Source organism: Robiginitalea sp., assembly GCF_982776155.1.
In genome coordinates this window covers 38,483-63,322 of sequence record NZ_CEXZKX010000004.1, presented here as the reverse complement: position 1 = coordinate 63,322, position 24,840 = coordinate 38,483, and the positions used below count along the sequence as shown (strand labels likewise).

Genomic DNA, 24,840 nt, shown 5'->3' with positions numbered 1-24,840 from the left:
TTCGTGCCTGTATCAGGCCAATTGCTGCATTTCCACCAGCCGCTTGTACACCCCGCCCTGTTCCAGGAGCTCCTGATGGGTACCCTGTTCCACGATGCGCCCTTTCTGCAGGACCACGATCCGGTCTGCGTGCTGGATGGTGCTCAACCGGTGGGCGATCACCAGGGAGGTGCGTCCCTGCATCATTTTTTCGAGGGCATCCTGTACGAGGCGTTCGCTCTCCGTGTCCAGGGCCGAAGTCGCCTCGTCCAGGATCATGATCGGGGGGTTCTTCAGCACGGCCCGTGCGATGGACAACCGCTGCTTTTGACCGCCGCTGAGTTTATTCCCGCCGTCCCCGATATTCGTGTCGTAACCGCGGGGCAGCTGGGTAATGAATTCGTGAGCGTTGGCAATCCGGGCGGCCGCCTCCACTTCCTTATCCGTCGCCTCTTCCCGACCCAGCAGGATATTGTTGCGGACCGTGTCGTTGAAGAGGATGGAGTCTTGTGTTACCAGGCCCATCAAATGCCTGACCGAAGCCTTGGTCACTTCCCGGATATCCGTCCCGTCCAGGGTAATGCGCCCCTCATTGACGTCGTAAAAGCGCGTCACCAGGTTGGCGATGGTACTCTTCCCGCTTCCGGATTGTCCTACGAGGGCCACCGTTTGCCCCTTGGCGACTTCCAGGCTGAAGTCCGTCAGTACCGGCTCGTCTTCATACCGGAACGAAACGCGTTCCAGTTTGAGGGAGGTATTGAAACCGTCAATTTGTTTCCCGTCTGACGGATCGGACAGGGTGGATGGGGTTTCCAGTACTTCCAGTACGCGCTCGGCTGCTGCATTGCCCTTTTTTACCCCATAGGAGGCCTTGCTGATGGCTTTGGCCGGCGTCAGTATGTTGTAGGCGAGCCCCATATAAGCAATAAAGGAGGCGGCATTCAGGCTGCCTTCCACCAGCACCATCTTTCCCCCGAACCACAGCAGGATCCCGATAACCAGTATGCCGAGGAATTCCCCGACGGGGGAGGCGAGGTTCTGCCGGTTGAGCAGGCTGTTCGAGAACCGGAAAAACCGCCCGGTAGACGCGGCAAACTGGTCGGCGAATCGCTTTTCGGCATTGAAGGCCTTGATGACGCGCAACCCGCCCAGGGTCTCCTCCACGATGGACAGGAAGTTCCCCTGTTCGCGCTGTACCCGGTCGGAATGCCGTTTCAGCGATTTCCCGATGCGCGAGATAATAAACCCGGCCAGGGGGATAAAGACAAAGACGAAGACCGTGAGCTTGACGCTGATAAAAAACATCGCCAGGATCGTAAAGAGGATGGTAAGCGGTTCCCGTACGATGAGTTCCAGGATGGACAGGAAGGAATGCTGTATTTCCAGGACGTCCGAGGTAATACGGGCGATCACGTCGCCTTTCCGTTTTTCCGAGTAAAAGGACACCGGCAGCGTCACGATCTTTTCGTAAATGGCATTCCGAAGGTCCTTTAGCACGCCGTTCCGCAGGAAGGTGATGTAGAACATCGCCAGGTAGTTGAAGACATTCTTCAACAGGAAAAGGACCAGCACCAGGCCGATTACCCAGACCAGGGCCTGCATCTTGTCATCCCCGGCCACGGAACCCAGCTCGTAGTACAGGGAATCTTTTACATAGGATTCCAGTTGCCCGATCCCTTCGTACACCGGGGGTTCCTGAACGGGTTCGGTTTGCTGGAACAGCACCTCCAGCATGGGGATCAGCGCCACAAACGACAGGGCGCTGAAAAGCGCGTAGAGGATGTTGAAGAAGATGTTCAGGATCCCGTAACGCCGGTAGGGGAGGGCGAAACGGAGGATTTTCCGGAAATATTTCATCCTTCGAGATTCAGGTCGGCCAGTATCCGGTCGATTTTTTCCTCGAGCTGCCGGTGCATGCCTGGGTAGTCCGAGACCGAGTCGATGGGGGCATTTACGCTCACATAGAACTTGATCTTCGGCTCGGTACCGCTGGGCCGGGCTGCTACGCGCGTCCCGTCGGCAGTTGTGTAGACCAGGACATTGGAGGTGGGCAGGTCGATGGGCGTGCGCTCACCGGTGCGGGTATCCAGGGAGGTAGCGTCGTTGTAGTCGTCGATGCGGACAACCTCGGACCCGTCCAGTTGTTTCAGTGGGTTTTCCCGGAAGTCCTTCATCATCTGCCGGATTTCCTTTGCCCCGTCCATTCCCTTTTTCACCAGGGACACCAGGCGTTCGCGGTAGCAGCCGAAATCTGCATAGCACTGCAACAGTTCCCGGTAGAAGCTGCTGCCGTCCGACTTGGCCTGGGCCGCAATCTCACAGGCCAGGAGCGTGGATGTCACCGCATCCTTGTCGCGTACAAAATCCCCGACCATATACCCGTAACTCTCTTCGCCCCCGCCCAGGAATTCCTGGTCCGGGAAATCGACAATCATCTTGGCAATCCATTTAAATCCCGTCAGGGATGTTTTGCATTCCACCCCGTACGCATCTGCCATGGCGGGCATCATGGGGGTGGACACGATGGTGGTCGCAACAAATTCATTGCCCTTAAAGCCCTTGGATTTCCGGGCATCCAGCAAATACCGGGTCATCAGTACCATGGTCTGGTTCCCGTTGAGCAGTTCCAGCCGACCTTCGGAATTCCTCACGGCAATGCCCAGGCGGTCGCTGTCCGGGTCGGTCCCCACCACCATATCTGCGCCAATGGCTTCCCCCTTTTCCAGGGCCAACGCCAGGGCAGCCGGCTCCTCGGGGTTCGGGGAGGCCACAGTTGGGAAATTCCCGTCCGGCTCGGCCTGCTCCGGGATGATGGTCACTTTTTTATAGCCGGCCTTTTCGAGTACCTGTGGGATGGCCGTGATGGACGTGCCGTGGAGGGAGGTAAATACAATGGAGAAATCGTCCTTCCCTGCAGCGCCAATACTGCCGTTGGCCACGCAGGCCTCGATGAATGCCTCGTCTACCTCGGCGTCAATCGTTTTAATCAGGTCCTCCCGGGGTTCAAAACGGATGTCCTCGTATTCCAGGCGGTTGATGGCCCGGATGATTTCCCCGTCCTGGGGGGGCACAATCTGGCCGCCGTCTGTCCAGTATACCTTATAACCGTTGTATTCCGGCGGGTTGTGGGAGGCGGTCAGGACCACGCCGGCATGGCAACCCAGGTGACGGACGGCAAAGGAGAGTTCCGGGGTGGTCCGCAGTTCGGAGAACAGGTAGACGCGGATACCGTTTGATGAAAAAACCTCGGCAACCAGGCGGGCCAGGGACTGGCTGTTGTTCCGGCAATCGTAGGCAATTACCACCTGCAAACCGTCCGCTCCGTAAATTTCTTTCAGGTAATTACTCAGGCCCTGGGTGCTTTTGCCCAGGGTGTATTTGTTGATGCGGTTGGTGCCGGTCCCCATGATGCCGCGCATCCCGCCCGTGCCAAATTCCAGGTTTTTGTAAAACCGGTCTTTGAGCTCTTCCGGGTCGTTTTCCACAAGGTCCTGTATTTCCTTTTTAACCGCTGGGTCAAAGAAGTCGGTGAGCCAGCTTTTTGCGGTTTTCAGGATGGTTTCGGAATCCATATTCAAAGTTTTAAACAAAGGTACATCAGAAATGCAAAATAGGGGAAATGCTTCGAAAAAACGGGCCGTTAAGCGGTTAACCGAAGGGAGGAGGCCAATATTTTGTACTTTACAAGCTGCTAGCGCTATGAACATGAACCGCTCCAGATGGATCACCTGCCTGGCGCTGTTTTTCTACGGCTTTGGAATAGTCCTGGGCCAGAAAGAAGCGGCGGTCTGGTATTTTGGCCAGTATGCAGGCCTGGATTTCAGTTCGGGGGAACCCGTGGCGCTTTTTGACGGTCTGGTGAATACGGTGGAGGGATGCGATGCGTATTCGGACGCAGACGGCAACCTGCTCTTCTATACGGACGGCATTTCGGTTTGGGACCGGAATCACCAGCAGATGGACGGTGGCAACGGTCTGGCGGGCAGCCCCTCGACCTCCCAGGCTGCGGTGGTGGTTCCCCTGCCCGGTTCTGAGACGATTTTTTACATATTTACCCCGGACGATGCCCTGGCGTATGCCGGCGGATTGGCCGGGAGCACCCCCAACGGGTTGAATTATTCCGTGGTGGACATGAGCCGGAATGGCGGGCTGGGGGCGGTTGTACGGCGCAATGTCCCGCTACTGGCTTCTGCATCGGAAAATATTACGGCTGTCCGGAACCAAGGGGACGACTTTTACTGGGTGGTCACCCATCGCCGGGACCGCTTCTTTGCGTATAGGCTGACGGCTTCCGGCCTGGACCCCGACCCCGTGGTTACGCTCCTGGGGCCGGATACGCGACTTCCGGCCAATTTCAGGGGGTGCGCCAAGATTTCCCCGGACGGGACGCGACTGGCCATAGCGCATACCATTGTGGAGCCCGGGATTGAAAGCCAATTGTTCCTCTACGACTTCGATGCCGGTACGGGCCGGGTTGCCAACCCGAGGGCCCTGGGCGGCGACCTGTTGTTTTACGGGGTGGAATTCTCCCCGGATTCCTCCAAACTCTACGCGACGGGGACGCTGATTGGCGGGGAGACCTCCGACCTGTTTCTCGAGACGGAGATCGTGGAGATCCTCCAGTTCGACCTGACGACGGCGGATATCCCCGCTTCCCGATACCGGGTCCATCGGTTCGAACGGCCCATACAGGGGTTTATAGGCGGGAGTATCCAGTTGGCGGTAGACCGGCGAATCTACCACTCCATGCCCGGCCGGGAGTTATCCGTGATCCGGAATCCGGAAGCTGCCGGGAATGCCTGCGACTTTCGCCCTTTTGACACGAACCTCGGCGGCCCGGCAGCCACCTACGGGCTCCCGCAGTTTATCCAGTCCTATTTTGAGACTGTGGTGGATGTACATCCGCTTTGCTTTGGTTCCACCGCGCAGTTTACCCCGGATGGAGCCGGAGATATCGCTGCCATTTCCTGGGATTTCGGCGACCCGGCCAGCGGATCGCGGAACTTTTCGGATCAAATCGTCCCCGGGCATCAATATTCGTCCCCGGGGGTTTACGAGGTGCGCTTCGATGTGACGTATCGGAACGGCACCCGCCGGGAGTTTTTGCAGTTCGTGGAGATTGCCGACGTCCCGGACCCCCCGTCCACGGTGGAACTCCTGCAATGCGATATCGACGGGGATGACGACGGACTGGCGGAATTCAACCTGGGGGAGGCCCTGCCGGCGCTGCAGGGGGGCAACCCGGAAATCAACGCATTCTACTACCTGAGCCGGGAGGATGCCGAAATTAACCGGAACCCGCTAAACCCTGTGGGCTTTGCCAACACGATTCCGGACCAGGTTGTCTATGCCCGGGTGTTTGAAACCCCGGATTGTTTCCGCATATCGGAAATCGAATTGCAAACGCGATTCCTGGAAATCCCTGAAGCAGCTGTAATGACGGTCTGTCAGGTCACTTCCGGGGAAAGCACGGCAGGGTTGAAGCGCGAGGAGATGGAAGCTTTTCTCTCCGGTCTGTACGGGGCTTCCGGCAACCTGACCCTACATGCCACCCGTTCGGACGCCCTCCTGAGCCAACGCGCTTTTTTCAATTATAACATCCGGTTCCAGCCCGGTTCCCCCCGGTTTGTCTGGTTCCGTATCGAGGATGGGGGGGGATGCGGGCAGATCGGGTCTGTTCAGGTCGACTTTGTCACCCCGCCCGACCTGGACGGCTTTGTCGAAATGTCCTACTGCGACAGCCCGGTGGTTCTGGAGGCTCCGGAGGTGTTTTCCGAATACCTTTGGGACGACGGCAGTACGAGCCGGGTGCGGACAGTAGATGCCCCGGGCAGTTATTCGGTCATCCTGAGAGTAGGGGAGTGTGAGCAGGTGCAGGAATTCCGGGTCCTTCCCCCGCAAACCCTGCAAATAAACGAAGTAATCGTTTCGGATTTCCGGCAGGTCAACAGCGTTCGCGTAATGGTTGGGGGGTCGGAATCCGCCGTGTCCTTTTCCCTGGACGGCGGACTGAATTTCCAGGAATCGCCTTTTTTCGGGGGGCTGGAACCCGGGGTATACGAACTCGTTGTACAGGGGACCTGCCAGACACTTTCAAGGGAAATCGCGGTGGGCGGCCTGCCGAACTTTTTCACCCCGAACGGGGATGGCAAAAATGACCGGTGGGAATTTCACAATGCGGCCTATTTCGGGCCATATCAGCTCCAGATTTACGACCGTTTCGGCAACCTGGTGGGGCAGATGAGCGATTCAGACCCGGGATGGGACGGCAACCGCATGGGCAGCCCGCTCCCGGCATCCGATTACTGGTACCGGTTGCATTTGGAAACAGGACGGGAAGTCACCGGACATTTTGCACTGATTCGCTGATGTTTACCCGGTCGTAGATGGAATAGCGCTGTTCGTTGCGCTTGCTGCGGAGGATCATCTCCCCCACAAAACCGGAGAGGAAGAACTGCGTCCCCATGATCATGGCCGCGAGGGCCAGGAAAAATTGGGGGCGGTCTGTCAGCAGCCGGCCGGCCGGGTTCAGAAATAACTTATCGATACCCAGGTAGAGTGCAAACCCAAAACCTATCAGGAACATCAATACGCCCAGGGCCCCGAACAGGTGCATGGGGCGCTTGCCGAATTTGGAGACGAACCAGATGGTGATCAGGTCCAGAAAACCATTGATAAACCGGTCGGCCCCAAACTTGGTCTTCCCGTATTTGCGGGCCTGGTGCTGCACGACCTGTTCCCCGATCCGGGTATACCCGGCGTTTTTGGCCAGTACGGGGATGTAGCGGTGCATCTCGCCCGAAACCTCAATCTGGTCCACCACTTCCTTCCGGAAGGCTTTCAGGCCGCAGTTGAAATCGTGGAGGCGAACCCCCGAGGTTCTGCGCGCCGCCCAGTTAAAGAGTTTGGACGGCAGGTTTTTCATCAGCAGGGAGTCGTACCGTTTTTTCTTCCACCCCGAAACCAGGTGATAGCCCTCATCCCGGATCATGCGGACCATTTCCGGAATCTCCTCCGGGTTGTCCTGCAAATCGGCGTCCATGGTAATCACGATATCGCCCGAAGCCTGGCGGAAACCGGCATGCAGCGCCTGGGATTTACCGTAGTTTTTGAGGAAGCGAATGCCCCGGACGTTGGGGTTGGTTGCTGCCAGGGTCCGGATAATTTCCCAGCTTCCGTCGTTGCTCCCGTCGTCGATAAAAAGAATGTCGTACAAAAAACGATTGGATTGCATTACGGATACAATCCAATCGTGGAGTTCGTTAAGCGATTCCGCCTCGTTGAGCAAGGGGATGACGATGGACAGGTGCATACTCAGTATTCCGGTTCTGCCCAAATGTACGATTTTAGGCCAAAATCAGGCCTCCTCGGTTTTTTTGAAAATCAGGCCGCCCACCAGGCCGATGATGAGTCCAAAGACCACGGACATGATCAGGATAATCGGGTAGCCGAACCAGAAGAATTTCTCCCCCATTTCCACCCCCTGTTCGATTTGTTCGGGGGTCATGTTCCCGGAGGCAGCCGCTTCGGCCATTCGCGCCTCGGTCATTACCCGGGCAAAATCCGGGTCCAGAACATTAGAGAGCAATAACAGGTAAAGTACCGAAAGGATCCCGGCGATCAGGGAGATGCCCGCCCCGAGTTTCAGGGCCTGGCCAATGCTGAGCAGGCCGCCGTTGGCCTTGCGGAAACTGAGGATGCCCCAAAAGATGATCGCTACGGAGATCACAATATTGACGATCTGCACGACCGGGCTGTTGGTAGTATGCGCATCCACCAGGAAGAGCATCAGGGAGAAGGCCACCCCGATAGCGCCGAGGATGAGGCCGTAATTCAGGGAGTACTTCCCGGTTTTTGGTTGGATCTGTTCCATTTGTCGTTTGATTTTTTTGGTTTTTGTTGGTTATTAGTTGCTTTCGGGGGAGGAATGTTACAGGAAAGATAAGCATTCTGCAGATAAAAATCTTTTCTGTGCTTGATTGTTTTCCAGTAAAAATTATTACATTTGCAGCCTGAAAAACTGAGGAATAAAACGAGCGTACGATGAGAAAAGATATTCATCCCGATAATTACCGACTGGTGGCCTTCAAGGATATGTCCAATGACGATGTATTCATTACCAAGTCTACCGCAGAAACCCGCGAGACCATGGAGGTTGACGGGGTGGAGTACCCGCTGGTGAAGCTGGAAATTTCCCGTACCTCGCATCCGTTCTACACCGGCAAGTCCAAACTGATCGACACGGCCGGCCGGATCGATAAATTCAAGAACAAGTACAAGAAGTTCGACAAGAAAGAAGGTAAAAAGGAGGCCAGTAAGGAAGAGAAATAATTTCCCGAAAGCTTTCCGGATCAAATTGGCGACCTCCATACGGGGGTCGCTTTTTTTATGGCAGATCGCATCTGCCGCACACGGGCCTTCGCCCTCAGGCGCGGACCCGTTTCGACCACGGGTTCCATCCTGCCGACCAACCGGGTAAACCACACCGAACGCTTTTTGTAGCTTTGCGCTAAAACGGAACCATGAACCACATCCTGTTCGACGGCGACCGCAGGACCGCCTTGTTGCCCTTTACCTATACACGGCCGGTCGGGGATATCCGGATCGGGATCCTCACACTCCGCGAGAAGTGGCAGCACTACCTGGGGGAGGAGGTGAGTTGCCGTACCGAGGCGTACCTCTCCGGAAAATTCCCAATGAAGAGCGGGGCGGACAACCTGCTGATTCAAGCCTCGTTTTTCCCGGACCCCGGCCTGGTGGCAGCCATTCGGAAATTGCAGCCCGGGGAGGCGCTCTGGAAGGACGATTGCGTCCTGGCTTGCAGGAGCGAAGACCCGCATGCCGACCCTAAGGGCAAAGGGTTCATCCGGCGAGACTACCCGGGCGAGACCTGGCAGTTGCGAAATACCTGGGATATCTTTTCGATGAACGGCCGGGCCCTGGAGGCCGATTTTGACCTGGTGACCGCCGGGCGTAAGTCGGCCCCGATTTCCGCCACAAACCGGCTCGTAGCTGCCGACCGGATCTTCCTCGAGGAGGGGGCCGAAGTGGAGCACAGTATCCTCAATGCCAGTGATGGCCCGATCTACATTGGCCGCAATGCCCTGGTCATGGAAGGCAACCTGATCCGCGGCGGGCTGGCCGTTTGTGACCATGCGGTGGTGAAAATGGGCGCCAAGATTTACGGCCCCACCACAGTGGGGCCCTATGGCAAGGTATGCGGGGAGATCAACAATTCGGTCATCTTCGGGTATTCCAGCAAGGGGCACGACGGCTACCTGGGAAATTCCGTTTTGGGCGAATGGTGCAATATCGGGGCGGACTCCAATAATTCCAACCTGAAGAACAACTACGCCAAGGTCCGGCTCTGGAATTATGAGACCCGGCGCTTCGATCCCACCGGCCTCCAGTTTTGCGGGCTGATGATGGGCGACCACAGCAAAACAGCCATCAATACGATGTTTAACACGGGGACGGTTATCGGGGTGAATTGCAATATCTATGTGCCGGGGTTTCCCCGGAATTTTGTCCCGAGTTTCAGCTGGGGGGGCGCCTCCGGTTTTTCCACTTACCAGCCGGCAAAGGCATTCGAGGCAGCCCGGGTGATGATGGCCCGCCGGGGTGTGGACTTCACCGAGGAAGACGCCCGGATCCTCCAGCAGGTTTTTGACGACAGTGCCCAATGGCGCAAATAGGCATCGGGGCCAATACGCTGCGTGCCCGGCCCGGCTTGCCAAAAGGGAGTAAATCCGTATCTTTGCCACCCGGTAAAACCGGCCGGTGTTAGCCCCGGCCCGGCCGACGACCTGAAAAATACTATGGACCGCACCGTTGCCTTTTATACCCTGGGTTGCAAACTGAATTTTGCAGAGACCTCCACGATTGCCCGCGACCTGGTGGAACAGGGATTGCGCAAAGTGGAATTCGGGCAGCCCGCCGACCTGTATGTGATCAATACCTGTTCGGTAACCGATAATGCGGATAAGCGCTGCCGGGCCGTTGTCCGACAGGCCCTGCGGAACAACCCGGAGGCCTTTGTAGCCGTGGTGGGTTGCTATGCCCAGCTCAAACCCGAGGAAATCGCCTCCATCCCCGGTGTGGACCTGGTTCTGGGGGCAACGGAAAAATTCAACCTGACCCGATACCTGGACGACCTGTCCAAGAACGATATGGGGGAAGTGCATTCCTGCGAGATCCGCGAAGCGGACTTCTATGTGGGCAGCTATGCCATCGGAGACCGGACCCGGGCCTTCCTCAAGGTGCAGGACGGATGCGATTACAAGTGCACCTATTGCACCATCCCGCTGGCTCGCGGGATTTCGCGGAGCGATACGCTGGAGAATGTCCTGGAAAACGCCCGGGAAATTTCAGCCCGGGGGATCCGGGAAATTGTCCTTACGGGCGTAAATATCGGGGATTACGGAAAGGGCGAAAACGGGGATAAACGGCACAAACACACCTTTCTGGACCTGGTGCGGGCCCTCGATGACGTACCCGGGATTGAACGCGTCCGGATCTCGTCTATCGAACCGAACCTGTTGAAGAATGAAACGATCGATTTTGTGGCGGGCAGCCGGCATTTTGTACCGCACTTCCATATTCCCCTGCAAAGCGGCAGCAATTCAATCCTGAAACGGATGCGCCGGAGGTATATGCGGGAGTTGTACGCAGACCGGGTGGCGCGCATCCGGGAAGTCATGCCCCATGCCTGTATCGGGGTGGATGTCATCGTCGGGTTCCCCGGGGAAACGGAAGACCACTTTATGGAAACCTATAATTTCCTGCACGAACTGGAGGTCTCCTACCTGCACGTCTTTACGTATTCGGAACGGGCCGATACGCCGGCCGCGAAGATGGACGGGGCGGTACCCCCGGCAGAACGCAACCGTCGCAGCAAGATGCTCCGCAGCCTCTCGGCCAAGAAACGGCGGGCGTTCTACCAGGAGCAACTGGACACCGAACAAACCGTACTCTTTGAGGGGGAAAACAAAAAGGGATACATCCACGGCTTTACCGGGAATTACGTGAAGGTCAAAGCTCCCTGGGACCCGGCTTTGACAGGTACCACCCTACGCGTCCGGCTGACGGAAATCGACTCGGATGGCCTGGTGCGCATGGAGCCGGTATCGCCCGCTTTCGCAATTTAACTTTGGCTTGGAGCCCGGACAAAAAAAATCCCGGTCTCAGTACCGGGATGCAGGCCTGGTTACCAGGCCGTTTGGAGTAACGTCGGCAATCAGATCCGGATGCCGACGGGGAGCATTTCCTTATACTGCCTGTTTTTCCTCAGAAAACCGGCAATTTGCGGACTGGTCGGGACAACGCGAAGGTTTTGCTCCTGGATGTGGTTCAGTACGGCCTTGATAAACTCTTCCTTGAAGCCCTCCCGGGTAATGGTTTCCGGAATGACCAGTTTGGTCAGGAATACTTTCCGTTCCTGAGAGGAATACTCAATCTTGGCCAGTTGCCCGTTAACCCGCGTTTCAAATTGACGCAGGAAGCTATTGTCCTTAATTGCCAGCTCGCTCATATGTCGTGATTTAATTTTGGTTTCAGATAAAAAAATTACGAACTATGGAGTGTTGTAATTTAGAAGCACCGGGCGCGTTTTTTTTCAGAAATGCAAAAAATACCACCGATAGCGTTCAAAATTAGTCAAAATAATGCTAAAAACCTAAGATTTAAACGGTTTTGAAGGACCCAGAAGCTCCCCTGGTACACGTTTACCTGATGCCCGGCCTGGCAGCCAGTCCGGATATCTTTGAAAATATCCGATTGCCGGAGGACCGCTTCCGGATCCACCTGTTGGAATGGTTCCTGCCAGAGCCCGGGATGGACCTGCAGGAATACGCCCGCAGGATGAGCATGCAGGTGCGGGAGGCCAACCCCGTACTGATCGGGGTTTCCTTTGGAGGGATGCTCGTCCAGGAGATGACCCGATTTCTGGAAACCCGTAAAGTGATAATAATTTCCAGCGTAAAATGCCGCCGGGAAATGCCCAGGCGACTGCTCGTGGCGCGTTATACGAAACTCCACAAACTCCTGCCCACATCCCTGGTCAACAATGTGGAGGTCCTGGCGCGGTATGCCTTCGGGGAATCGATCGGCAAGCGGCTGAAGCTTTACGAGAGGTACCTGGGCGTGCGGGATACCGGCTACCTGGACTGGGCCATCGACCAGATTGTAAACTGGACCCGGGAGGAACCCGTTCCCGGCCTGGTGCATTTGCACGGTGAAAAAGATGCTGTCTTTCCGATGGGGTATATCGGCGATTGTATTTCGGTGCCCGGGGGTACCCATACAATGATCCTCCACCGGCATCGCTGGCTCAATGAACGGTTGCCTGCAATTATTTTGCAAGATGGGAGTTCTATTTAATACCTTTGGTATAAATCCTTAATCCTTTTTGTATGAGACTTCTCAAGAACGCCCTGATGCTGATCGGTCTGATCAGCGTGGTCAGCACCCTGGTATTTGCCGTCCAGCAATCGGCGGAAACCGCCGGGGAGGCACCTGAATCGCTGGAAGCGCCGGAATCGGTTGAAGCTCAGGACAAAAACGTTTCCCCCGCCTACCGGATTTCCGCCATCGATATCCCCGGGGATCTGAACTTTGCCGGGGAGCCCGTCCCCCAGGACGACCCGGAAATCATGGAGCGCGTGGATCGGGAATTTTTGGTGAACACCTACTGGCAATCCAATGCCCTGCTGCTGATGAAGCGGGCCCACAAATATTTTCCGGTCATCGAACCCATTCTGGCAAAAAATGGAGTCCCTGACGATTTTAAATACCTGGCGGTAGCTGAAAGCGGGCTGGAGAATGTGGTATCCCCCGCCGGGGCCACGGGATTCTGGCAGATAATGAAAGCCACCGGCAGGGAATACGGCCTGGAGATCAACGACAATGTAGACGAGCGTTACCACCTTGAAAAATCCACGGAAGTGGCGTGCCGCTACCTGAAGCGCTACCGGGACAAATACGGTTCCTGGACGATGGCCGCCGCGGCCTATAATACAGGTACCGGGTCTATCGACCGGTACATGGGCATACAGAAAGTGGACGATTACTACGACTTATTGCTCGGGGCGGAAACCGGCCGGTACGTGTTCCGGATCCTGGCCATCAAGGAAATCCTCTCGCATCCGGAGAAATACGGATTCGTCATTGAGAAGGAAGATCTGTACAATGAGGTCCCCACTTTTTCGGTGGAGGTGGATACGGCCGTCCGCAATTTTGCTGATTTCGCCAACCAGTACGAGATTAACTATAAAATCCTCAAACGGCACAACCCCTGGCTGCGGGAACCCCACCTGAATAATGCCTCCCGTAAAAAATACCAGATCGCCATCCCCCACAAAGGTTATTATAAGACCGGGCCCTGATGTCGGACTATCTGCAGGACAATCTTTGGGCCTACCTCCTGCTGGTCAACTACCTGCTGGCCATTATTATTGCCGTAACGGTCCTGCTCAAGAACGACAATCCGGTTAAAACGCTTACCTACCTCTTTGCCCTGGCTACTTTGCCGTTTTTGGGGTTGCTGGTCTATTACCTCTTCGGGATCGACCACCGGAAAAATAAAATTTTCGAAAAGAAGTACCTCACCGATAATACCCGGCTAAAAGACTGGCGGGAGCAATTCGGGATGACCCCGGACCAGCAAACCGATTTTGAACAGCGGTTCGGCCCCGGCCTTTATCGGGTGTATCAACTGCTGCACTACAATGACCGCGCTGTCCTGACGTATGAAAATGACGTGGAAATCCTCATTAACGGGGAGGCCAAATTCCCCCGTTTGCTGGAAGACCTTGAAAAAGCCACCGACCATATCCACCTGGAGTATTTTGTGCTCTACGACGATGCGACCGGGCTCCCGATCATCGACATGCTTTGCCGTAAGGCCCGGGAAGGGGTTACCGTGCGCGTGATCTACGACGATGTGGGGAGTAAACTCTCCGGTAGCACCAAGAAGCGCATGACGGAATGCGGGGTGGAGCATTTTCCATTCATGCCTGTTTTGTTCACCCGGTTTACGGGTAAATTCAACTATCGGGACCACCGGAAGATCATCGTGATTGACGGGATTACAGGCTATGTGGGGGGGATCAATATCCGCAGGAAATACGACAACTCCCTGAGCAACCCGAGGTTTTGGCGGGACACCCACCTTCGGATCCGGGGGCCGGCAACGGGTTCCCTCCAGGCGAGCTTTTTACTGTCGTGGGATTTTGTATCCGATGACATTACCTCGATCCAAAAGAACCTGTTCCCGGATACCAAACCCGATTCCCAGGACCCGGTAGCTGTCCAGATTGCCGCCAGCGGCCCGGATTCCGACTACGCGAATATCATGGAGGCGCTGTTTACGGCCATCAATACGGCCCGGGAGTATGTGTATATCACCACGCCCTACATGATACCGAATGCCTCCATCATGACCGCCATGACCACGGCGGCCCGCTCCGGCGTGGATGTCCGGGTAATCATCCCGTACCAGTCCGATTCGTGGGCAGCCCAGTACGCCACGGATTCCTATATCGAATCGATGCTGCGTTCCGGGGTGCGTATCTTCCGGTATAACAAGGGGTTTGTGCATGCCAAGACGCTGGTCATGGACGACACCTTCGCGAGCATCGGGACGGCCAATATGGATTACAGGAGTTTCTCGATTAACTTCGAAATCAATGCCCTGCTTTACAGCAAGACCAAAGCTAAACAGTTGAAGGAGGTCTTTCTCCGCGACCTGGAAGAGTCTGAGGAAGTGGAACTCGAACGCTGGGAGGAACGGGGGATCTCCCGAAAATTACAGGAATCCCTCAACCGGCTCTGGGCCCCCTTGCTCTAAAACCGGCTCTGGTCCCCCTTGCTCTAAAACCGGCTCCGGGCCTCCTGGCTCCAGGACTGCACCCCGGGAATTTCCCGCGGCCAATTTACGGCATCGCCCGTTAAACGCATTTCCAAATTCCCAAATTATCAAATCCGTTTCAGCTGCTGCTGCATCATGCGGATCTGCTCGTTAAGCATGTTGTTTTTATCGAGTTTCTTGGCCTCGGAAAGGAGCGTGGTGGCCTCCCGTTTCCGCCGTTTCTGCATGGCGATCCCGGCCAGGCTGAGTTTCGCCATGGCAACGTCGTAATCCATGTTTAACCCGAGTTTCAGGGCCTTGCGAAAGTGCTTTTCGGCCTGCGTCAGGTTTTTCTGGGAGTAGATAATCCCGTGGAGGTATTCGTAATAGCCTTGTTGTTTGGTGGTCAGGGCCGCCTTTGGGTTGCGGATTTTCCCAAGCCATTTCTCGGTACCCTCAAGGTCCTGTTTCCGCATACGCAAAAACGCGAGGAGGATCAATTCATTTCGAAAATACAGGAAGACAAAAATGAGTGCCAAAAGCACCAACATAATGCCATTGCCGATTTCACCTTCGTAGAACTGGTATCCGGCATACCCGGTTATCAAAAAAGCCAGGACGATTTTGATGTTTTTATTGAACATGTTTGTGGTCTATTAGCGTGTAGATACTTTTCATTTGAACCCTTGTGGGCACAGGATCTGTCCCCGGGGCGCCGAGTGGCGTCTGACCGGAGGCTTCTCCGGAGACGACCATTTTAAGCAAAAAGCCGCTGCCGGCTTCCGTCTTTACCAGCATGTTTTGTTTGCCCTGCAGGGCGCTCCCGGGCGATTCCGGATGTTCCCGCAGCAGAATGGTTGCCTGGCCGCTGATGGAGGCGCTGCCGCCTGCCACGGTATCCAGTTTCCAGGTGTTTGCCGCCTGGAGCTTGCCCTCGTGCCGGTTTGTCCACTGGCTACCGGAGCGCACCGCGCGATCCGGATAAAAATAGGTCAATTGTTCGAAGCTGGCCGCCAGGGCCTCCGAACTGTAGTCAGCCAGCAGGCTTTCCTTAAGGGCTGTGCGTTCGGCTCCCGCCATCAGGCCCGTGCCATCCAGCATGCCATCCACCAGGCCGTCTCCCCCGGTAACGGACAGCACCTCGCCGCTGCGCGTTAGTTCCATGGTTACGGGTACATCCATCAGGTTGCGGAAGAGGCGGGAGCGCAGATCCGTCCTGCCGGGTTCCCGGGCGCGCACGTCGAGCAGTTGCCCTTGCGAACTGCTTTCAATCCGGAAGAACAGGTCCCTGAACCGCATCACCAGCACATAGGTGCTGTCCTTGACTTCCCGAACCTGGAATTCGAGTACGGCAGTCACCCGATTGGTCAGTTGGTGGCCCGTTTCGCCGACATCCTGGAAAACGTTTTGTTCCGACTGTTGTTCCACAGTGAATACATCCCCTTTCTGCAAGGAGTACCCCAACTTTTCCTGGGCGGTGGTGCTACCGGTCAAAAACAGGGTGAAAAGTGCTAAAAACAGGGCCTTGGACATGGGATTGGCAGCGTTTAAACGGCTGCCGCAAAAGTACTAAAAACTATTCGAAAAAAAATTTATTTGCATTTGGGATTGCCAAAACTCTTCGTATATTTGCGCCCAGATTTTCAAGAGGCTCCGGGCCTTAATCCATCAAGCGGAAAAAGATTCAAGATGAAAAGAACATTTCAGCCTTCCAAAAGGAAAAGGAAAAACAAACACGGCTTTCGCGAGCGCATGGCTTCAGCCAACGGTCGGAAAGTGCTGGCCCGCAGAAGATCCAAAGGACGTAAAAAACTGAGCGTATCCTCTGAGCCACGGCATAAAAAATAATGGTGTACCCAATCATAAAATCTGAAGGTGTTACTTTTGAAAGTAGCACCTTTTTTTTGTCCACTAACTCCAAAAAGTTCGCTTCCCCATGCCCAAAAGAAAAGATCTAGAAACCCTGTTGATTATCGGTTCGGGCCCAATTATCATCGGCCAGGCCTGTGAGTTTGATTATTCCGGTTCCCAGGCACTCCGGTCGCTCCGGGAGGACGGGATCAAAACCGTACTGATCAACAGCAACCCGGCCACCATCATGACGGACCCGTCCATGGCCGACCACGTTTACCTGCTGCCCCTGACCACCAAGTCCATCCTGGAGGTGCTCAAAAAGCACCCGGAAATCGATGCGGTCCTGCCCACCATGGGGGGACAGACAGCCCTGAACCTGTGTATCGAGGCAGGAGACAAAGGCATTTGGGAGGATTTCGGAATTGAAATCATCGGTGTGGACATCGATGCGATCAACATTACCGAAGACCGGGAGAAATTCCGGGATCTGATGAGCCGCATCGGCGTGGCCATGGCGCCGCAGGCCACAGCCACCTCCTTCCTGCAGGGTAAGGAAATCGCACAGGAATACGGCTTTCCGCTCGTTATCCGGGCCAGTTATACCCTGGGGGGAGCCGGGGCCTCCATCGTTTACAAACCCGAGGACTTCGACAACCTTTTAAGCGTCGGACTGGAGACTTCCCCCATCCACGAGGTGATGATCGACAAGGCGATGATGGGGTGGAAGGAATACGAGTTGGAATTGCTGCGCGACAAAAACGACAACGTGGTCATCATCTGTACCATCGAGAATATGGACCCGATGGGGATCCACACGGGCGACTCGGTAACCGTGGCCCCGGCCATGACGCTTTCGGACCGCACCTTCCAGCGGATGCGGGACATGGCCATCCACATGATGCGCAGCATCGGGGACTTTGCGGGCGGATGCAACGTACAGTTTGCGGTAAGCCCGGACGAGAAGGAGGATATCATTGCCATCGAGATCAACCCGCGGGTATCCCGGTCTTCGGCCCTGGCTTCCAAGGCGACGGGTTATCCCATTGCCAAGGTGGCCGCCAAGCTGGCCATCGGCTACCACCTGGACGAGCTGGACAACCAGATCACCCAGTCCACCTCGGCCCTGTTTGAACCCACTCTGGACTACGTAATCGTTAAGATTCCCCGCTGGAATTTCGACAAATTCGAGGGCGCCGACCGGACGCTCGGACTGCAGATGAAGGCAGTAGGGGAGGTGATGGGAATCGGCCGATCCTTCCAGGAAGCCCTTCACAAAGCAACCCAGTCCCTGGAAATCAAGCGGAACGGTCTCGGAGCTGACGGCAAGGGGTATCGGGACTACGACAAGATCATCGACAAGCTCACCCATCCCAGCTGGGACCGGGTATTTGTGATCTACGATGCCATCCAACTGGGAATACCGCTGAGCCGCATCCACGAGATCACCAAAATCGATATGTGGTACCTCAAACAATACGAGGAGCTCTATGAACTGGAAAAGGAAATCGGGAATTATACCGTAGAAACGCTGCCGAAGGCGCTGCTGCTGGAGGCGAAACAAAAAGGTTTTGCCGACCGGCAGATTGCCCATATGCTCGATTGCTGGGAGAGCGAGGTCCACGCCAAGCGGATGGCCCTGGACATCAAACGGGTCTACAAGCTGGTAGATACCTGCGCAGCCGAATTTCAGGCGGTAACCCCGTATTACTACTCCACCTTCGAGGAAGAGATCGAGACAGCCGACGGGAAGCGGTATGTGGCCAACGACAGCGAGGTCACAGACCGGAAGAAGATCGTGGTGCTCGGTTCCGGGCCCAACCGGATCGGACAGGGGATCGAGTTTGACTACTGCTGCGTACACGGGGTGCTGGCCGCTGCGGAATGCGGTTACGAGACCATCATGATCAACTGCAACCCGGAAACCGTTTCCACGGACTTCGACACGGCGGACAAGCTGTATTTCGAGCCGGTATTCTGGGAGCACATCTACGACATCATCCTGCACGAGAAACCCGAAGGGGTCATTGTGCAGCTCGGCGGGCAAACGGCCCTGAAACTGGCGGAAAAGCTCGATAAATACGGCATCCGCATCATGGGCACCAGCTTTGCGTCCCTGGACCTGGCCGAAGACCGGGGGAGTTTCTCCCGACTGCTGAAAGACAACGACATCCCCTATCCGCAGTTTGGGGTGGCGGAAAGCGCAGACGAGGCGCTGCAACTCGCCGATGAACTCAAATTCCCATTGCTCGTGCGGCCTTCCTACGTGCTGGGCGGCCAGGGGATGAAGATCGTCATCAACAAGGAGGAACTCGAAGCGCATGTCGTGGACCTGCTCCGGAAGATCCCAAACAACAAGCTGCTACTCGATCACTACCTGGACGGGGCCATCGAGGCCGAGGCGGACGCTATTTGCGACGGGGAGGATGTCTATATCATCGGGATCATGGAACACATCGAACCCTGCGGAATCCACTCCGGCGATTCGAATGCCACCCTGCCGCCGTTTAACCTCGGGGAATTTGTGATGCAGCAGATCAAGGACCATACCCGGAAGATCGCCCTGGCGCTGAATACGGTCGGGCTCATCAACATCCAGTTCGCCATTAAGGACGACATGGTCTACATCATCGAGGCAAACCCCCGGGCGTCCCGTACGGTGCCCTTTATTGCCAAGGCCTATGGGGAGCCCTATGTAAATTACGCCACGCGGATCATGCTGGGGAAAAACAAGCTGAAGGACTTTAAATTTAATCCGAAACTGGAAGGCTTTGCCATCAAGCAACCCGTATTCAGCTTCAACAAATTCCCCAACGTCAACAAGAACCTGGGGCCGGAGATGAAGAGTACGGGAGAGAGCATCCTGTTTATCGAGAGCCTGAAAGACGACGAGTTCTACAACCTGTATTCCCGGCGGAAAATGTACCTGAGCAAGTAAGCGGCTCTTATTCCCCGGGCCCCGAATCCTTTTCGGAGTCCAGGTCAAAATCCAGGGATACCGCAACCTCTTCGGCAATCTTGGTGAAGACGATTTTGGGGATGTCAATATCGTGGTCGGCCGTGCGGACTGTAAAATCCGAATGGATTCGCCACCCCCTGGGCGTGCGGCGGATTTCCGCCTCCACCACGCGCTCCCGGGCCACTCCGTGAACCGTGAGCGTTCCCGCTATACGGCACTGGCGGGTATCCCCGGGGGCCATATCGGCGTGGCCCGAGATCTTTCCGCTGAAGGTCGCTTTCGGGAACTTGTCGGACTCCATGTAATTTTCGTTAAAGTGCTCCTGCATTAATTTCCGGCGGAACCGGAATTCCGGGATCAGCATGACCACGGCAAAGGCTCCGTCGCCGTGGCGGAGGATGGCATTGACCCGGTCGTTCGTGGCATCGATATCCTCCAGGGGGGTGGAAGCATTGATATGAACGATGCCGGTCTCTGTAGTCCACAGATCCTGTGCGCGGCTAACGGGAGCGCCGAGGCAGAGCAGGCAGCAAAGCAGGAGCAGTTTCTTCATTCCGGGAATCCTTGGTCTACCCAGGCCTGTATCAGGTCGCGGGTTGCCTGAGGCAACCGGCCGTCGGGCGGCATGGGGTTGGACGTGCTGTTGATCCTGGAAATCAGTCCCCGGTCTTCCACGGCGCTGCGTACCTGCGCAAGGGTTACCAGGGCCATCGGGGCCGCCTGGGTGGGCGGGTCGCCGTGACAGTTTGTACAGCTCGAACTCATAATGGGTGCAATGTCTGCCTGGTAGGATACGGGGTCTGTCCCGGCACCGTCCCCGGAACCGTCGCCTGAATCATCGCCCGAGCCGTTGCCCGGGTTGTTTACGGGCGGGTCGTTCACAGGGTCGGAGTCCCCGCCCTTGGAACAGGATACCACTGCAGCCAGCGCGACTGCCCCCAGGATTACCTTCATTTTTTTCATAGCGTCTTGAGATAGGTTGTTCGATTTTCCCAACTACGTCCTTTATAGTCAGGTAACTGCGAATCGATTCCTCTTTTCAAAAAGACGCCTGAATACGCTTTTGGTTGCTTCTGTTCACCGGATTTCCCACCGGTTGTCCGGGCAGGGAAACCATCCGCCCATTGAATTATTTAGTATGTTTAACGTAAAAAAGGCCGGTTTCCGTATGGCCCCCCGGGTACTGAGGGCCGGCTCCTTAAAACAACCGCTATGAAAAAAACAATCAGCCTTTTGTGCCTGGCTTGCGCCTTGCATCTCGGGGTCAACGGGCAGGACGACCTGCTCGCCACTATCGACAAGGAAGACACCACCCAACTCGGAGAGGCCGCTTTTAAAGGCCTTAAAATCGTCAACTTCGAATCCACAAAACTCCTTTCCAAACGGGAGTTTTACTTTGTGGTATCCCACCGCTTTGGCAGCATCAGCAACGGATTCGACGATTTTTTCGGCCTGGATTTTGCCAATACCCGCCTGCATTTCCTCTACGGGGTATCCGATGGGTTCAACATTTCGGTTTCCAGGAGTTCTTTTAACAAGACCTACGACCTTTCCCTGAAATACCGGATGCTGCAGCAACAGGCCGGGGTCCCGGTGACGGTGGTGGGATACAGCCAACTGGCGATCAATACGCAGCTGGACGAAGACCTGCTGACCATCCCCGTCGATTTTTCGGACCGGGTATCCTATACGCAGCAAGTCCTGATTTCACGGAAATTCAACGAACGGCTTTCCCTCCAACTGATGCCCACGTATTTCCACGAAGGATATGTGGACTACGCCCCTCAGGATAATTCCCAGTGGGCGCTGGGTATTGGGGGACGGTATAAAATCGGGAAACACTGGAGCCTCAACGTCGATTACGGCTGGCACCTGAACCGGGCATCCGGCTCGCCCTTCGTAAACCCCCTGTCCATTGGGGTGGACATCGAAACGGGCGGACACGTTTTCCAGCTTCACTTCACGAATGCCCAGCCAACTTTTGAGAGCGGTTTCCTCGGCAATGCGGTGGGGGACTGGTCCGAGGGGGTTGTTTATTTCGGCTTTAACCTGAGCCGGGTGTTCCAGTTCTAAGCCCCGGCCATTCCGGCCCCGATTGCTTAAGGAAATTCTGCGATCAGGACCTCACGGGAGGTTCTCCTTGCAGGGCCTTATGCGTCCCAATCCGTGTGGAATGTCCCGTCCCGGTCTGTTCGCTGGTAGGTATGCGACCCGAAATAATCGCGCTGGGCCTGGACGAGGTTCATGGGTAGCCGTCCGGTGGTGTAGGAGTCGAAATAGGAGAGGGCACTCGCCAGGCCGGGTACCGGGATTCCGGCTGAAACCCCCAGGGACACGAGGCGGCGGGCAGGGGTCGCCGCCTTTTGCAGGGGCTCCCGGAAATTCTCGGAGAAAACGAGGTTGACGAGCTCCGGTGCGGTTTCGTAGGCCGAAGCGATATCCTCGAGCAGGGCCGCCCGGATGATGCAGCCCGCCCGCCAGATCCGGGCCACGGTTGCCAGGTCCAGTTCGTACCCGTAGGTTTCAGAGGCTTCGGCCAGCTGGTGAAGCCCCTGGGCGTATGTGAGCAGGAAGCTGAAATACAAGGCGGCTTCGCAATCGGCAATCAGCTTTTCGGTATCGACAGATCCGGCCCCGGGCCTTTCGAACAGGGTATCTGCCCGCTCCCGGTCCTGTTTAAATGCGGAGATGGCCCGCATGCTGACGGCGATGTCGATGGTCGGCACGGGAATGCCGAGGTCCATGGCATTCTGGGAAGTCCATTTGCCGGTACCCTTTTGTTTCCCCTGGTCGCGAACCTTGTCGATCAGGTCGCCGGAATCCAGGTCGTCCTTCCGGCCCAGGATTTCCGAGGAGATTTCCACCAGGAAGGACTGTAGGCGGCCCCGGTTCCAGCGGGCAAAGACTTCTTGAATTTCCGCATTGCCCAAACCGCCGGCCCGTCGCAACAGGTCATAGGCCTCGGCGGTGAGTTGCATAAGGCCGTATTCGATCCCGTTGTGGACCATTTTTACGTAGTTGCCTGCCGATTTCGGCCCCAGGTAGGCTACGCAGGGCGTCCCCTCAAACTTTGCGGCCACGGCCTCGAAAATCGGTTGTACTTCCCGGTAAGCGTCCCGGTCACCGCCGGGCATCAGGCTGGGACCCCGCCGGGCCCCTTCGGCCCCGCCGGAAACCCCGGCCCCGAAAAAATGGATGTTTTTTTCCTTCAGGTAGGCCTCCCGCCGGTCCGTATCCCGGAAAAAGGAGTTCCCCCCGTCGATGATCAGGTCGCCAGCGGACACCAGGGGCAGCAGTTCTTCGATTACCGAATCCACGATGGGCCCGGCCGGGACCAGCAACATGATTTTCCGCGGGGTTTCCAGCCCCTGGACAAACGCCTCCAGCGAATTGGTTGCATTGACCCGGTCCAGGTTCCCTCCTTCGCGCTTCAGCGCTTCCACCTGACCGGGATCCAGGTCGTACCCCAGGGCGGTAAAGCCCTTTTCGGCCACGTTGAGAATGAAGTTCCGGCCCATGACCCCGAGGCCGATCAACCCAAATGCGTACTGGTTATTCGCTTGCATATACTATTTTCTTAAAATTCTTCTGTTGCCTGGCCGCCCGGTCTTTTCCGCCGGCAATTTTCGACGTATATTCGTCCTTCCTTCAAAAATAGGGCAAATTATCAATTATGAATGCCATTGACGGACAATTGCTGGTCATCTTCGGGGCCTCCGGCGACCTGACCGAGCGGAAACTCATCCCCTCCCTGATGAACCTGTTCCAGGGCGGGCACCTCCCGGAGTCCTTTGCCGTCCTGGGAGTTAGCCGGAGCGATATGGACGATGAGGCTTTCCGCAAGAAGGTCGTCCTAGACAATCCGCATATCCCGGAGACCGTGGGCAACCACGGCCACCGGAAGGAGTTTGCAAAACTGCTGCACTATTACGACCTCGGGAGCTATGAGGAGGACTATGCGGGGTTGAACGAGCGGATCGCGGAACTCGACAATGGCATAGGTTCTCCGGGGAATATGATATTTTACCTGTCCGTCCCGCCGCGGATCTACGAAACGATTGCCTCGCGCCTGCACGACCAGGGCCTTTCCTCCGAGGAGTCGGGCACGCGCCGGTTGATCGTGGAAAAACCCTTCGGTTATGACCTGGAAAGCGCCCGGAGTCTCAACAAGGGCTTACAGCGGTACTTTCAGGAATCGCAGATTTACCGGATTGACCATTACCTGGGCAAGGAAACCGTCCAGAACCTGTTGGTGACCCGCTTTTCGAACAGCATCTTTGAACCGCTCTGGAACCGCAATTATATCCGGCATGTGGAGATCACCAACGCGGAGAGCGTCGGGGTGGGGAAGCGCGGCGGCTACTACGATTCGGCAGGTGCCCTCCGGGACATGTTCCAGAACCACCTGCTGCAGATCATCTCGCTCGTGGTCATGGAGCCCCCGATCGGGCCCGAGGCGGAGGCCATCCGGAACGAAAAGGTGAAGGCCCTAAAGTCCCTGCGCATTATGCGCGACCCGGAAACGCTTTACGCGCACACCATCCGCGGACAATATCTTGCCGGGGAGATCGACGGGGAGGCAGTACCCGGGTACCGGGAAGAAGCTGGCGTGGACCCGGACTCCACCACGGAAACTTATGCCGCCCTGAAATTTTATGTGGACAACTGGCGCTGGGCGGAAGTCCCGTTTTACGTACGCACCGCCAAACGGATGCCCACCAAGGTGACCGAAGTGGTTATCCATTTTAAATCGCCCCACCACCAGATCTTCCGGGATATTGGCATGGACAGCAAGGACAACAAGCTGATTATCCGCATCCAGCCCAACGAGGGGATCCTCATCAAATTCGGGGTAAAGGTACCCGGGCAGGGGTTTCAGGTAGAACGGGCCAACCTGGATTTCTATTACTCGGACCTGGCCGATCAAAACATCATGACGGCATACGAGCGGCTCCTGCTGGATGCCATGCAGGGGGATGCAACCCTCTATGCCCGTGCCGATGAGGTGGAAGCCGCCTGGGAGTTTGTGGATCCGATACTGAAATACTGGTCGGAGGCCGGGGACGTGGTGACCTATGGCTATTCGGCAGGGGTCTGGGGCCCGAAAAACGCCGACGACCTGATTGAAGGAGCCTATGGGTGGAGGAACCCGGGGGCCCACCTCACGGACGACCCCGGATTTTGTGTCATCAGTTAATTACGCGTT

The 24,840-nt window shown here is 56.2% G+C and carries 21 protein-coding genes; 11 read left to right on the top strand and 10 right to left on the bottom strand.

Annotation, left to right across the window (positions count from 1 at the left end; all coding sequences use genetic code 11):
- Positions 1-12: 12 nt before the first annotated feature.
- Together AC3DKS_RS08110 and AC3DKS_RS08105 are read right to left on the bottom strand one after the other, a co-directional pair.
- Positions 13-1,836 carry an ABC transporter ATP-binding protein gene (locus AC3DKS_RS08110; RefSeq protein ID WP_474731327.1) on the bottom strand — a complete coding sequence of 608 codons (1,824 nt, stop codon included), beginning with the start codon at positions 1,834-1,836 and terminating at the stop codon, positions 13-15.
- The gene (locus AC3DKS_RS08105) at positions 1,833-3,551 is read right to left on the bottom strand and encodes a phospho-sugar mutase (protein ID WP_272607860.1); all 1,719 of its coding nucleotides are present in this window, start codon (positions 3,549-3,551) and stop codon (positions 1,833-1,835) included. Before AC3DKS_RS08105 ends, AC3DKS_RS08110 begins: the two co-directional genes overlap by 4 nt.
- 133 nt (positions 3,552-3,684) lie before the next feature.
- On the opposite strand from AC3DKS_RS08105, the gene AC3DKS_RS08100 reads away from it, so the two are divergent.
- Positions 3,685-6,348 (top strand): T9SS type B sorting domain-containing protein, encoded by a 2,664-nt coding sequence (locus tag AC3DKS_RS08100; RefSeq protein WP_272607861.1) that lies wholly within the window; start codon positions 3,685-3,687, stop codon positions 6,346-6,348.
- On the opposite strand, the gene AC3DKS_RS08095 is transcribed toward AC3DKS_RS08100, so the two are convergent.
- Together AC3DKS_RS08095 and AC3DKS_RS08090 are read right to left on the bottom strand one after the other, a co-directional pair.
- Positions 6,320-7,291, bottom strand: coding sequence for a glycosyltransferase family 2 protein (locus AC3DKS_RS08095; RefSeq protein WP_272607887.1), 972 nt, complete (start codon positions 7,289-7,291; stop codon positions 6,320-6,322). The genes AC3DKS_RS08100 and AC3DKS_RS08095 overlap by 29 nt on opposite strands.
- Positions 7,292-7,336: 45 nt before the next feature.
- A complete protein-coding gene (locus AC3DKS_RS08090; RefSeq protein WP_015755265.1) occupies positions 7,337-7,852 on the bottom strand; it encodes a DUF4199 domain-containing protein in 516 nt (171 codons plus the stop codon).
- Between the two features lie 170 nt (positions 7,853-8,022).
- Here AC3DKS_RS08090 and AC3DKS_RS08085 point away from each other — a divergent pair, with 170 nt between their 5' ends.
- The 3 genes from AC3DKS_RS08085 (at position 8,023) to mtaB (ending at position 11,126) form a co-directional block, all read left to right on the top strand.
- Positions 8,023-8,310, top strand: a complete 288-nt coding sequence (locus AC3DKS_RS08085) for a type B 50S ribosomal protein L31 (protein WP_015755264.1) — start codon at positions 8,023-8,025, stop codon at positions 8,308-8,310.
- 191 nt (positions 8,311-8,501) lie between these two features.
- The gene (locus AC3DKS_RS08080) at positions 8,502-9,674 is read left to right on the top strand and encodes a GlmU family protein (protein ID WP_272607862.1); all 1,173 of its coding nucleotides are present in this window, start codon (positions 8,502-8,504) and stop codon (positions 9,672-9,674) included.
- Between the two features lie 123 nt (positions 9,675-9,797).
- Positions 9,798-11,126: a tRNA (N(6)-L-threonylcarbamoyladenosine(37)-C(2))-methylthiotransferase MtaB gene (mtaB, locus tag AC3DKS_RS08075; protein ID WP_272607863.1), complete on the top strand. Its 1,329-nt coding sequence runs from the start codon at positions 9,798-9,800 to the stop codon at positions 11,124-11,126.
- 89 nt (positions 11,127-11,215) lie between these two features.
- Here the strand turns inward: mtaB and AC3DKS_RS08070 are convergent, their stop codons facing one another.
- Positions 11,216-11,509 (bottom strand): GNAT family N-acetyltransferase, encoded by a 294-nt coding sequence (locus AC3DKS_RS08070; protein ID WP_272607864.1) that lies wholly within the window; start codon positions 11,507-11,509, stop codon positions 11,216-11,218.
- A gap of 161 nt (positions 11,510-11,670) precedes the next feature.
- On the opposite strand from AC3DKS_RS08070, the gene AC3DKS_RS08065 reads away from it, so the two are divergent.
- The 3 genes from AC3DKS_RS08065 to cls are packed head-to-tail and all read left to right on the top strand — an operon-like array spanning position 11,671 to position 14,824.
- Positions 11,671-12,357 carry an alpha/beta fold hydrolase gene (locus tag AC3DKS_RS08065; RefSeq protein ID WP_272607865.1) on the top strand — a complete coding sequence of 229 codons (687 nt, stop codon included), beginning with the start codon at positions 11,671-11,673 and terminating at the stop codon, positions 12,355-12,357.
- 32 nt (positions 12,358-12,389) lie between these two features.
- Positions 12,390-13,361 carry a lytic transglycosylase domain-containing protein gene (locus AC3DKS_RS08060; RefSeq protein ID WP_041327249.1) on the top strand — a complete coding sequence of 324 codons (972 nt, stop codon included), beginning with the start codon at positions 12,390-12,392 and terminating at the stop codon, positions 13,359-13,361.
- On the top strand, positions 13,361-14,824 hold the full coding sequence (gene cls, locus AC3DKS_RS08055; RefSeq protein ID WP_015755257.1) for a cardiolipin synthase: 1,464 nt from the start codon (positions 13,361-13,363) through the stop codon (positions 14,822-14,824). Before AC3DKS_RS08060 ends, cls begins: the two co-directional genes overlap by 1 nt.
- A gap of 128 nt (positions 14,825-14,952) precedes the next feature.
- On the opposite strand, the gene AC3DKS_RS08050 is transcribed toward cls, so the two are convergent.
- Together AC3DKS_RS08050 and AC3DKS_RS08045 are read right to left on the bottom strand one after the other, a co-directional pair.
- Positions 14,953-15,468, bottom strand: a complete 516-nt coding sequence (locus tag AC3DKS_RS08050) for a hypothetical protein (RefSeq protein WP_015755255.1) — start codon at positions 15,466-15,468, stop codon at positions 14,953-14,955.
- Entirely contained in the window at positions 15,458-16,357 is a 900-nt protein-coding gene (locus tag AC3DKS_RS08045; protein ID WP_272607866.1) for a DUF6263 family protein, read from the bottom strand. The genes AC3DKS_RS08050 and AC3DKS_RS08045 overlap by 11 nt, the downstream gene beginning before the upstream one ends.
- 156 nt (positions 16,358-16,513) lie before the next feature.
- On the opposite strand from AC3DKS_RS08045, the gene rpmH reads away from it, so the two are divergent.
- Entirely contained in the window at positions 16,514-16,672 is a 159-nt protein-coding gene (rpmH, locus tag AC3DKS_RS08040; RefSeq protein ID WP_015755253.1) for a 50S ribosomal protein L34, read from the top strand.
- Positions 16,673-16,760: 88 nt separating this feature from the next.
- Positions 16,761-19,613, top strand: coding sequence for a carbamoyl-phosphate synthase large subunit (gene carB, locus AC3DKS_RS08035; protein ID WP_015755252.1), 2,853 nt, complete (start codon positions 16,761-16,763; stop codon positions 19,611-19,613).
- 7 nt (positions 19,614-19,620) lie between these two features.
- Here carB and AC3DKS_RS08030 read toward each other — a convergent pair whose 3' ends face one another.
- Complete coding sequence (locus AC3DKS_RS08030; RefSeq protein ID WP_015755251.1) at positions 19,621-20,187, bottom strand: YceI family protein; 567 nt, start codon at positions 20,185-20,187, stop codon at positions 19,621-19,623.
- The gene (locus AC3DKS_RS08025; RefSeq protein ID WP_015755250.1) at positions 20,184-20,597 is read right to left on the bottom strand and encodes a hypothetical protein; all 414 of its coding nucleotides are present in this window, start codon (positions 20,595-20,597) and stop codon (positions 20,184-20,186) included. The genes AC3DKS_RS08030 and AC3DKS_RS08025 overlap by 4 nt, the downstream gene beginning before the upstream one ends.
- Before the next feature lie 249 nt (positions 20,598-20,846).
- Between AC3DKS_RS08025 and AC3DKS_RS08020 the strand changes: the two genes are divergently transcribed.
- Positions 20,847-21,707, top strand: coding sequence for a DUF5777 family beta-barrel protein (locus AC3DKS_RS08020; RefSeq protein WP_015755248.1), 861 nt, complete (start codon positions 20,847-20,849; stop codon positions 21,705-21,707).
- A gap of 77 nt (positions 21,708-21,784) precedes the next feature.
- Here the strand turns inward: AC3DKS_RS08020 and gndA are convergent, their stop codons facing one another.
- The gene (gndA, locus tag AC3DKS_RS08015) at positions 21,785-23,200 is read right to left on the bottom strand and encodes an NADP-dependent phosphogluconate dehydrogenase (protein WP_015755247.1); all 1,416 of its coding nucleotides are present in this window, start codon (positions 23,198-23,200) and stop codon (positions 21,785-21,787) included.
- Positions 23,201-23,307: 107 nt separating this feature from the next.
- Here gndA and zwf point away from each other — a divergent pair, with 107 nt between their 5' ends.
- Positions 23,308-24,831, top strand: a complete 1,524-nt coding sequence (gene zwf, locus AC3DKS_RS08010; protein ID WP_015755246.1) for a glucose-6-phosphate dehydrogenase — start codon at positions 23,308-23,310, stop codon at positions 24,829-24,831.
- Positions 24,832-24,840 lie beyond the last annotated feature (9 nt).

What these genes read in the sequence shown, in the direction of transcription:
- AC3DKS_RS08060 (WP_041327249.1), top strand. Translation starts at nt 12,390, where the DNA reads ATGAGACTTCTCAAGAACGCCCTGATGCTGATCGGTCTGATCAGCGTG.
- AC3DKS_RS08070 (WP_272607864.1), bottom strand. Translation starts at nt 11,509, where the DNA reads ATGAGCGAGCTGGCAATTAAGGACAATAGCTTCCTGCGTCAATTTGAA.
- rpmH (WP_015755253.1), top strand. Translation starts at nt 16,514, where the DNA reads ATGAAAAGAACATTTCAGCCTTCCAAAAGGAAAAGGAAAAACAAACAC.
- AC3DKS_RS08030 (WP_015755251.1), bottom strand. Translation starts at nt 20,187, where the DNA reads ATGAAGAAACTGCTCCTGCTTTGCTGCCTGCTCTGCCTCGGCGCTCCC.
- AC3DKS_RS08100 (WP_272607861.1), top strand. Translation starts at nt 3,685, where the DNA reads ATGAACCGCTCCAGATGGATCACCTGCCTGGCGCTGTTTTTCTACGGC.
- AC3DKS_RS08105 (WP_272607860.1), bottom strand. Translation starts at nt 3,551, where the DNA reads ATGGATTCCGAAACCATCCTGAAAACCGCAAAAAGCTGGCTCACCGAC.
- AC3DKS_RS08080 (WP_272607862.1), top strand. Translation starts at nt 8,502, where the DNA reads ATGAACCACATCCTGTTCGACGGCGACCGCAGGACCGCCTTGTTGCCC.
- carB (WP_015755252.1), top strand. Translation starts at nt 16,761, where the DNA reads ATGCCCAAAAGAAAAGATCTAGAAACCCTGTTGATTATCGGTTCGGGC.
- AC3DKS_RS08090 (WP_015755265.1), bottom strand. Translation starts at nt 7,852, where the DNA reads ATGGAACAGATCCAACCAAAAACCGGGAAGTACTCCCTGAATTACGGC.
- AC3DKS_RS08095 (WP_272607887.1), bottom strand. Translation starts at nt 7,291, where the DNA reads ATGCACCTGTCCATCGTCATCCCCTTGCTCAACGAGGCGGAATCGCTT.
- mtaB (WP_272607863.1), top strand. Translation starts at nt 9,798, where the DNA reads ATGGACCGCACCGTTGCCTTTTATACCCTGGGTTGCAAACTGAATTTT.
- zwf (WP_015755246.1), top strand. Translation starts at nt 23,308, where the DNA reads ATGAATGCCATTGACGGACAATTGCTGGTCATCTTCGGGGCCTCCGGC.
- AC3DKS_RS08085 (WP_015755264.1), top strand. Translation starts at nt 8,023, where the DNA reads ATGAGAAAAGATATTCATCCCGATAATTACCGACTGGTGGCCTTCAAG.
- AC3DKS_RS08110 (WP_474731327.1), bottom strand. Translation starts at nt 1,836, where the DNA reads ATGAAATATTTCCGGAAAATCCTCCGTTTCGCCCTCCCCTACCGGCGT.
- cls (WP_015755257.1), top strand. Translation starts at nt 13,361, where the DNA reads ATGTCGGACTATCTGCAGGACAATCTTTGGGCCTACCTCCTGCTGGTC.
- gndA (WP_015755247.1), bottom strand. Translation starts at nt 23,200, where the DNA reads ATGCAAGCGAATAACCAGTACGCATTTGGGTTGATCGGCCTCGGGGTC.
- AC3DKS_RS08025 (WP_015755250.1), bottom strand. Translation starts at nt 20,597, where the DNA reads ATGAAAAAAATGAAGGTAATCCTGGGGGCAGTCGCGCTGGCTGCAGTG.
- AC3DKS_RS08050 (WP_015755255.1), bottom strand. Translation starts at nt 15,468, where the DNA reads ATGTTCAATAAAAACATCAAAATCGTCCTGGCTTTTTTGATAACCGGG.
- AC3DKS_RS08045 (WP_272607866.1), bottom strand. Translation starts at nt 16,357, where the DNA reads ATGTCCAAGGCCCTGTTTTTAGCACTTTTCACCCTGTTTTTGACCGGT.
- AC3DKS_RS08020 (WP_015755248.1), top strand. Translation starts at nt 20,847, where the DNA reads ATGAAAAAAACAATCAGCCTTTTGTGCCTGGCTTGCGCCTTGCATCTC.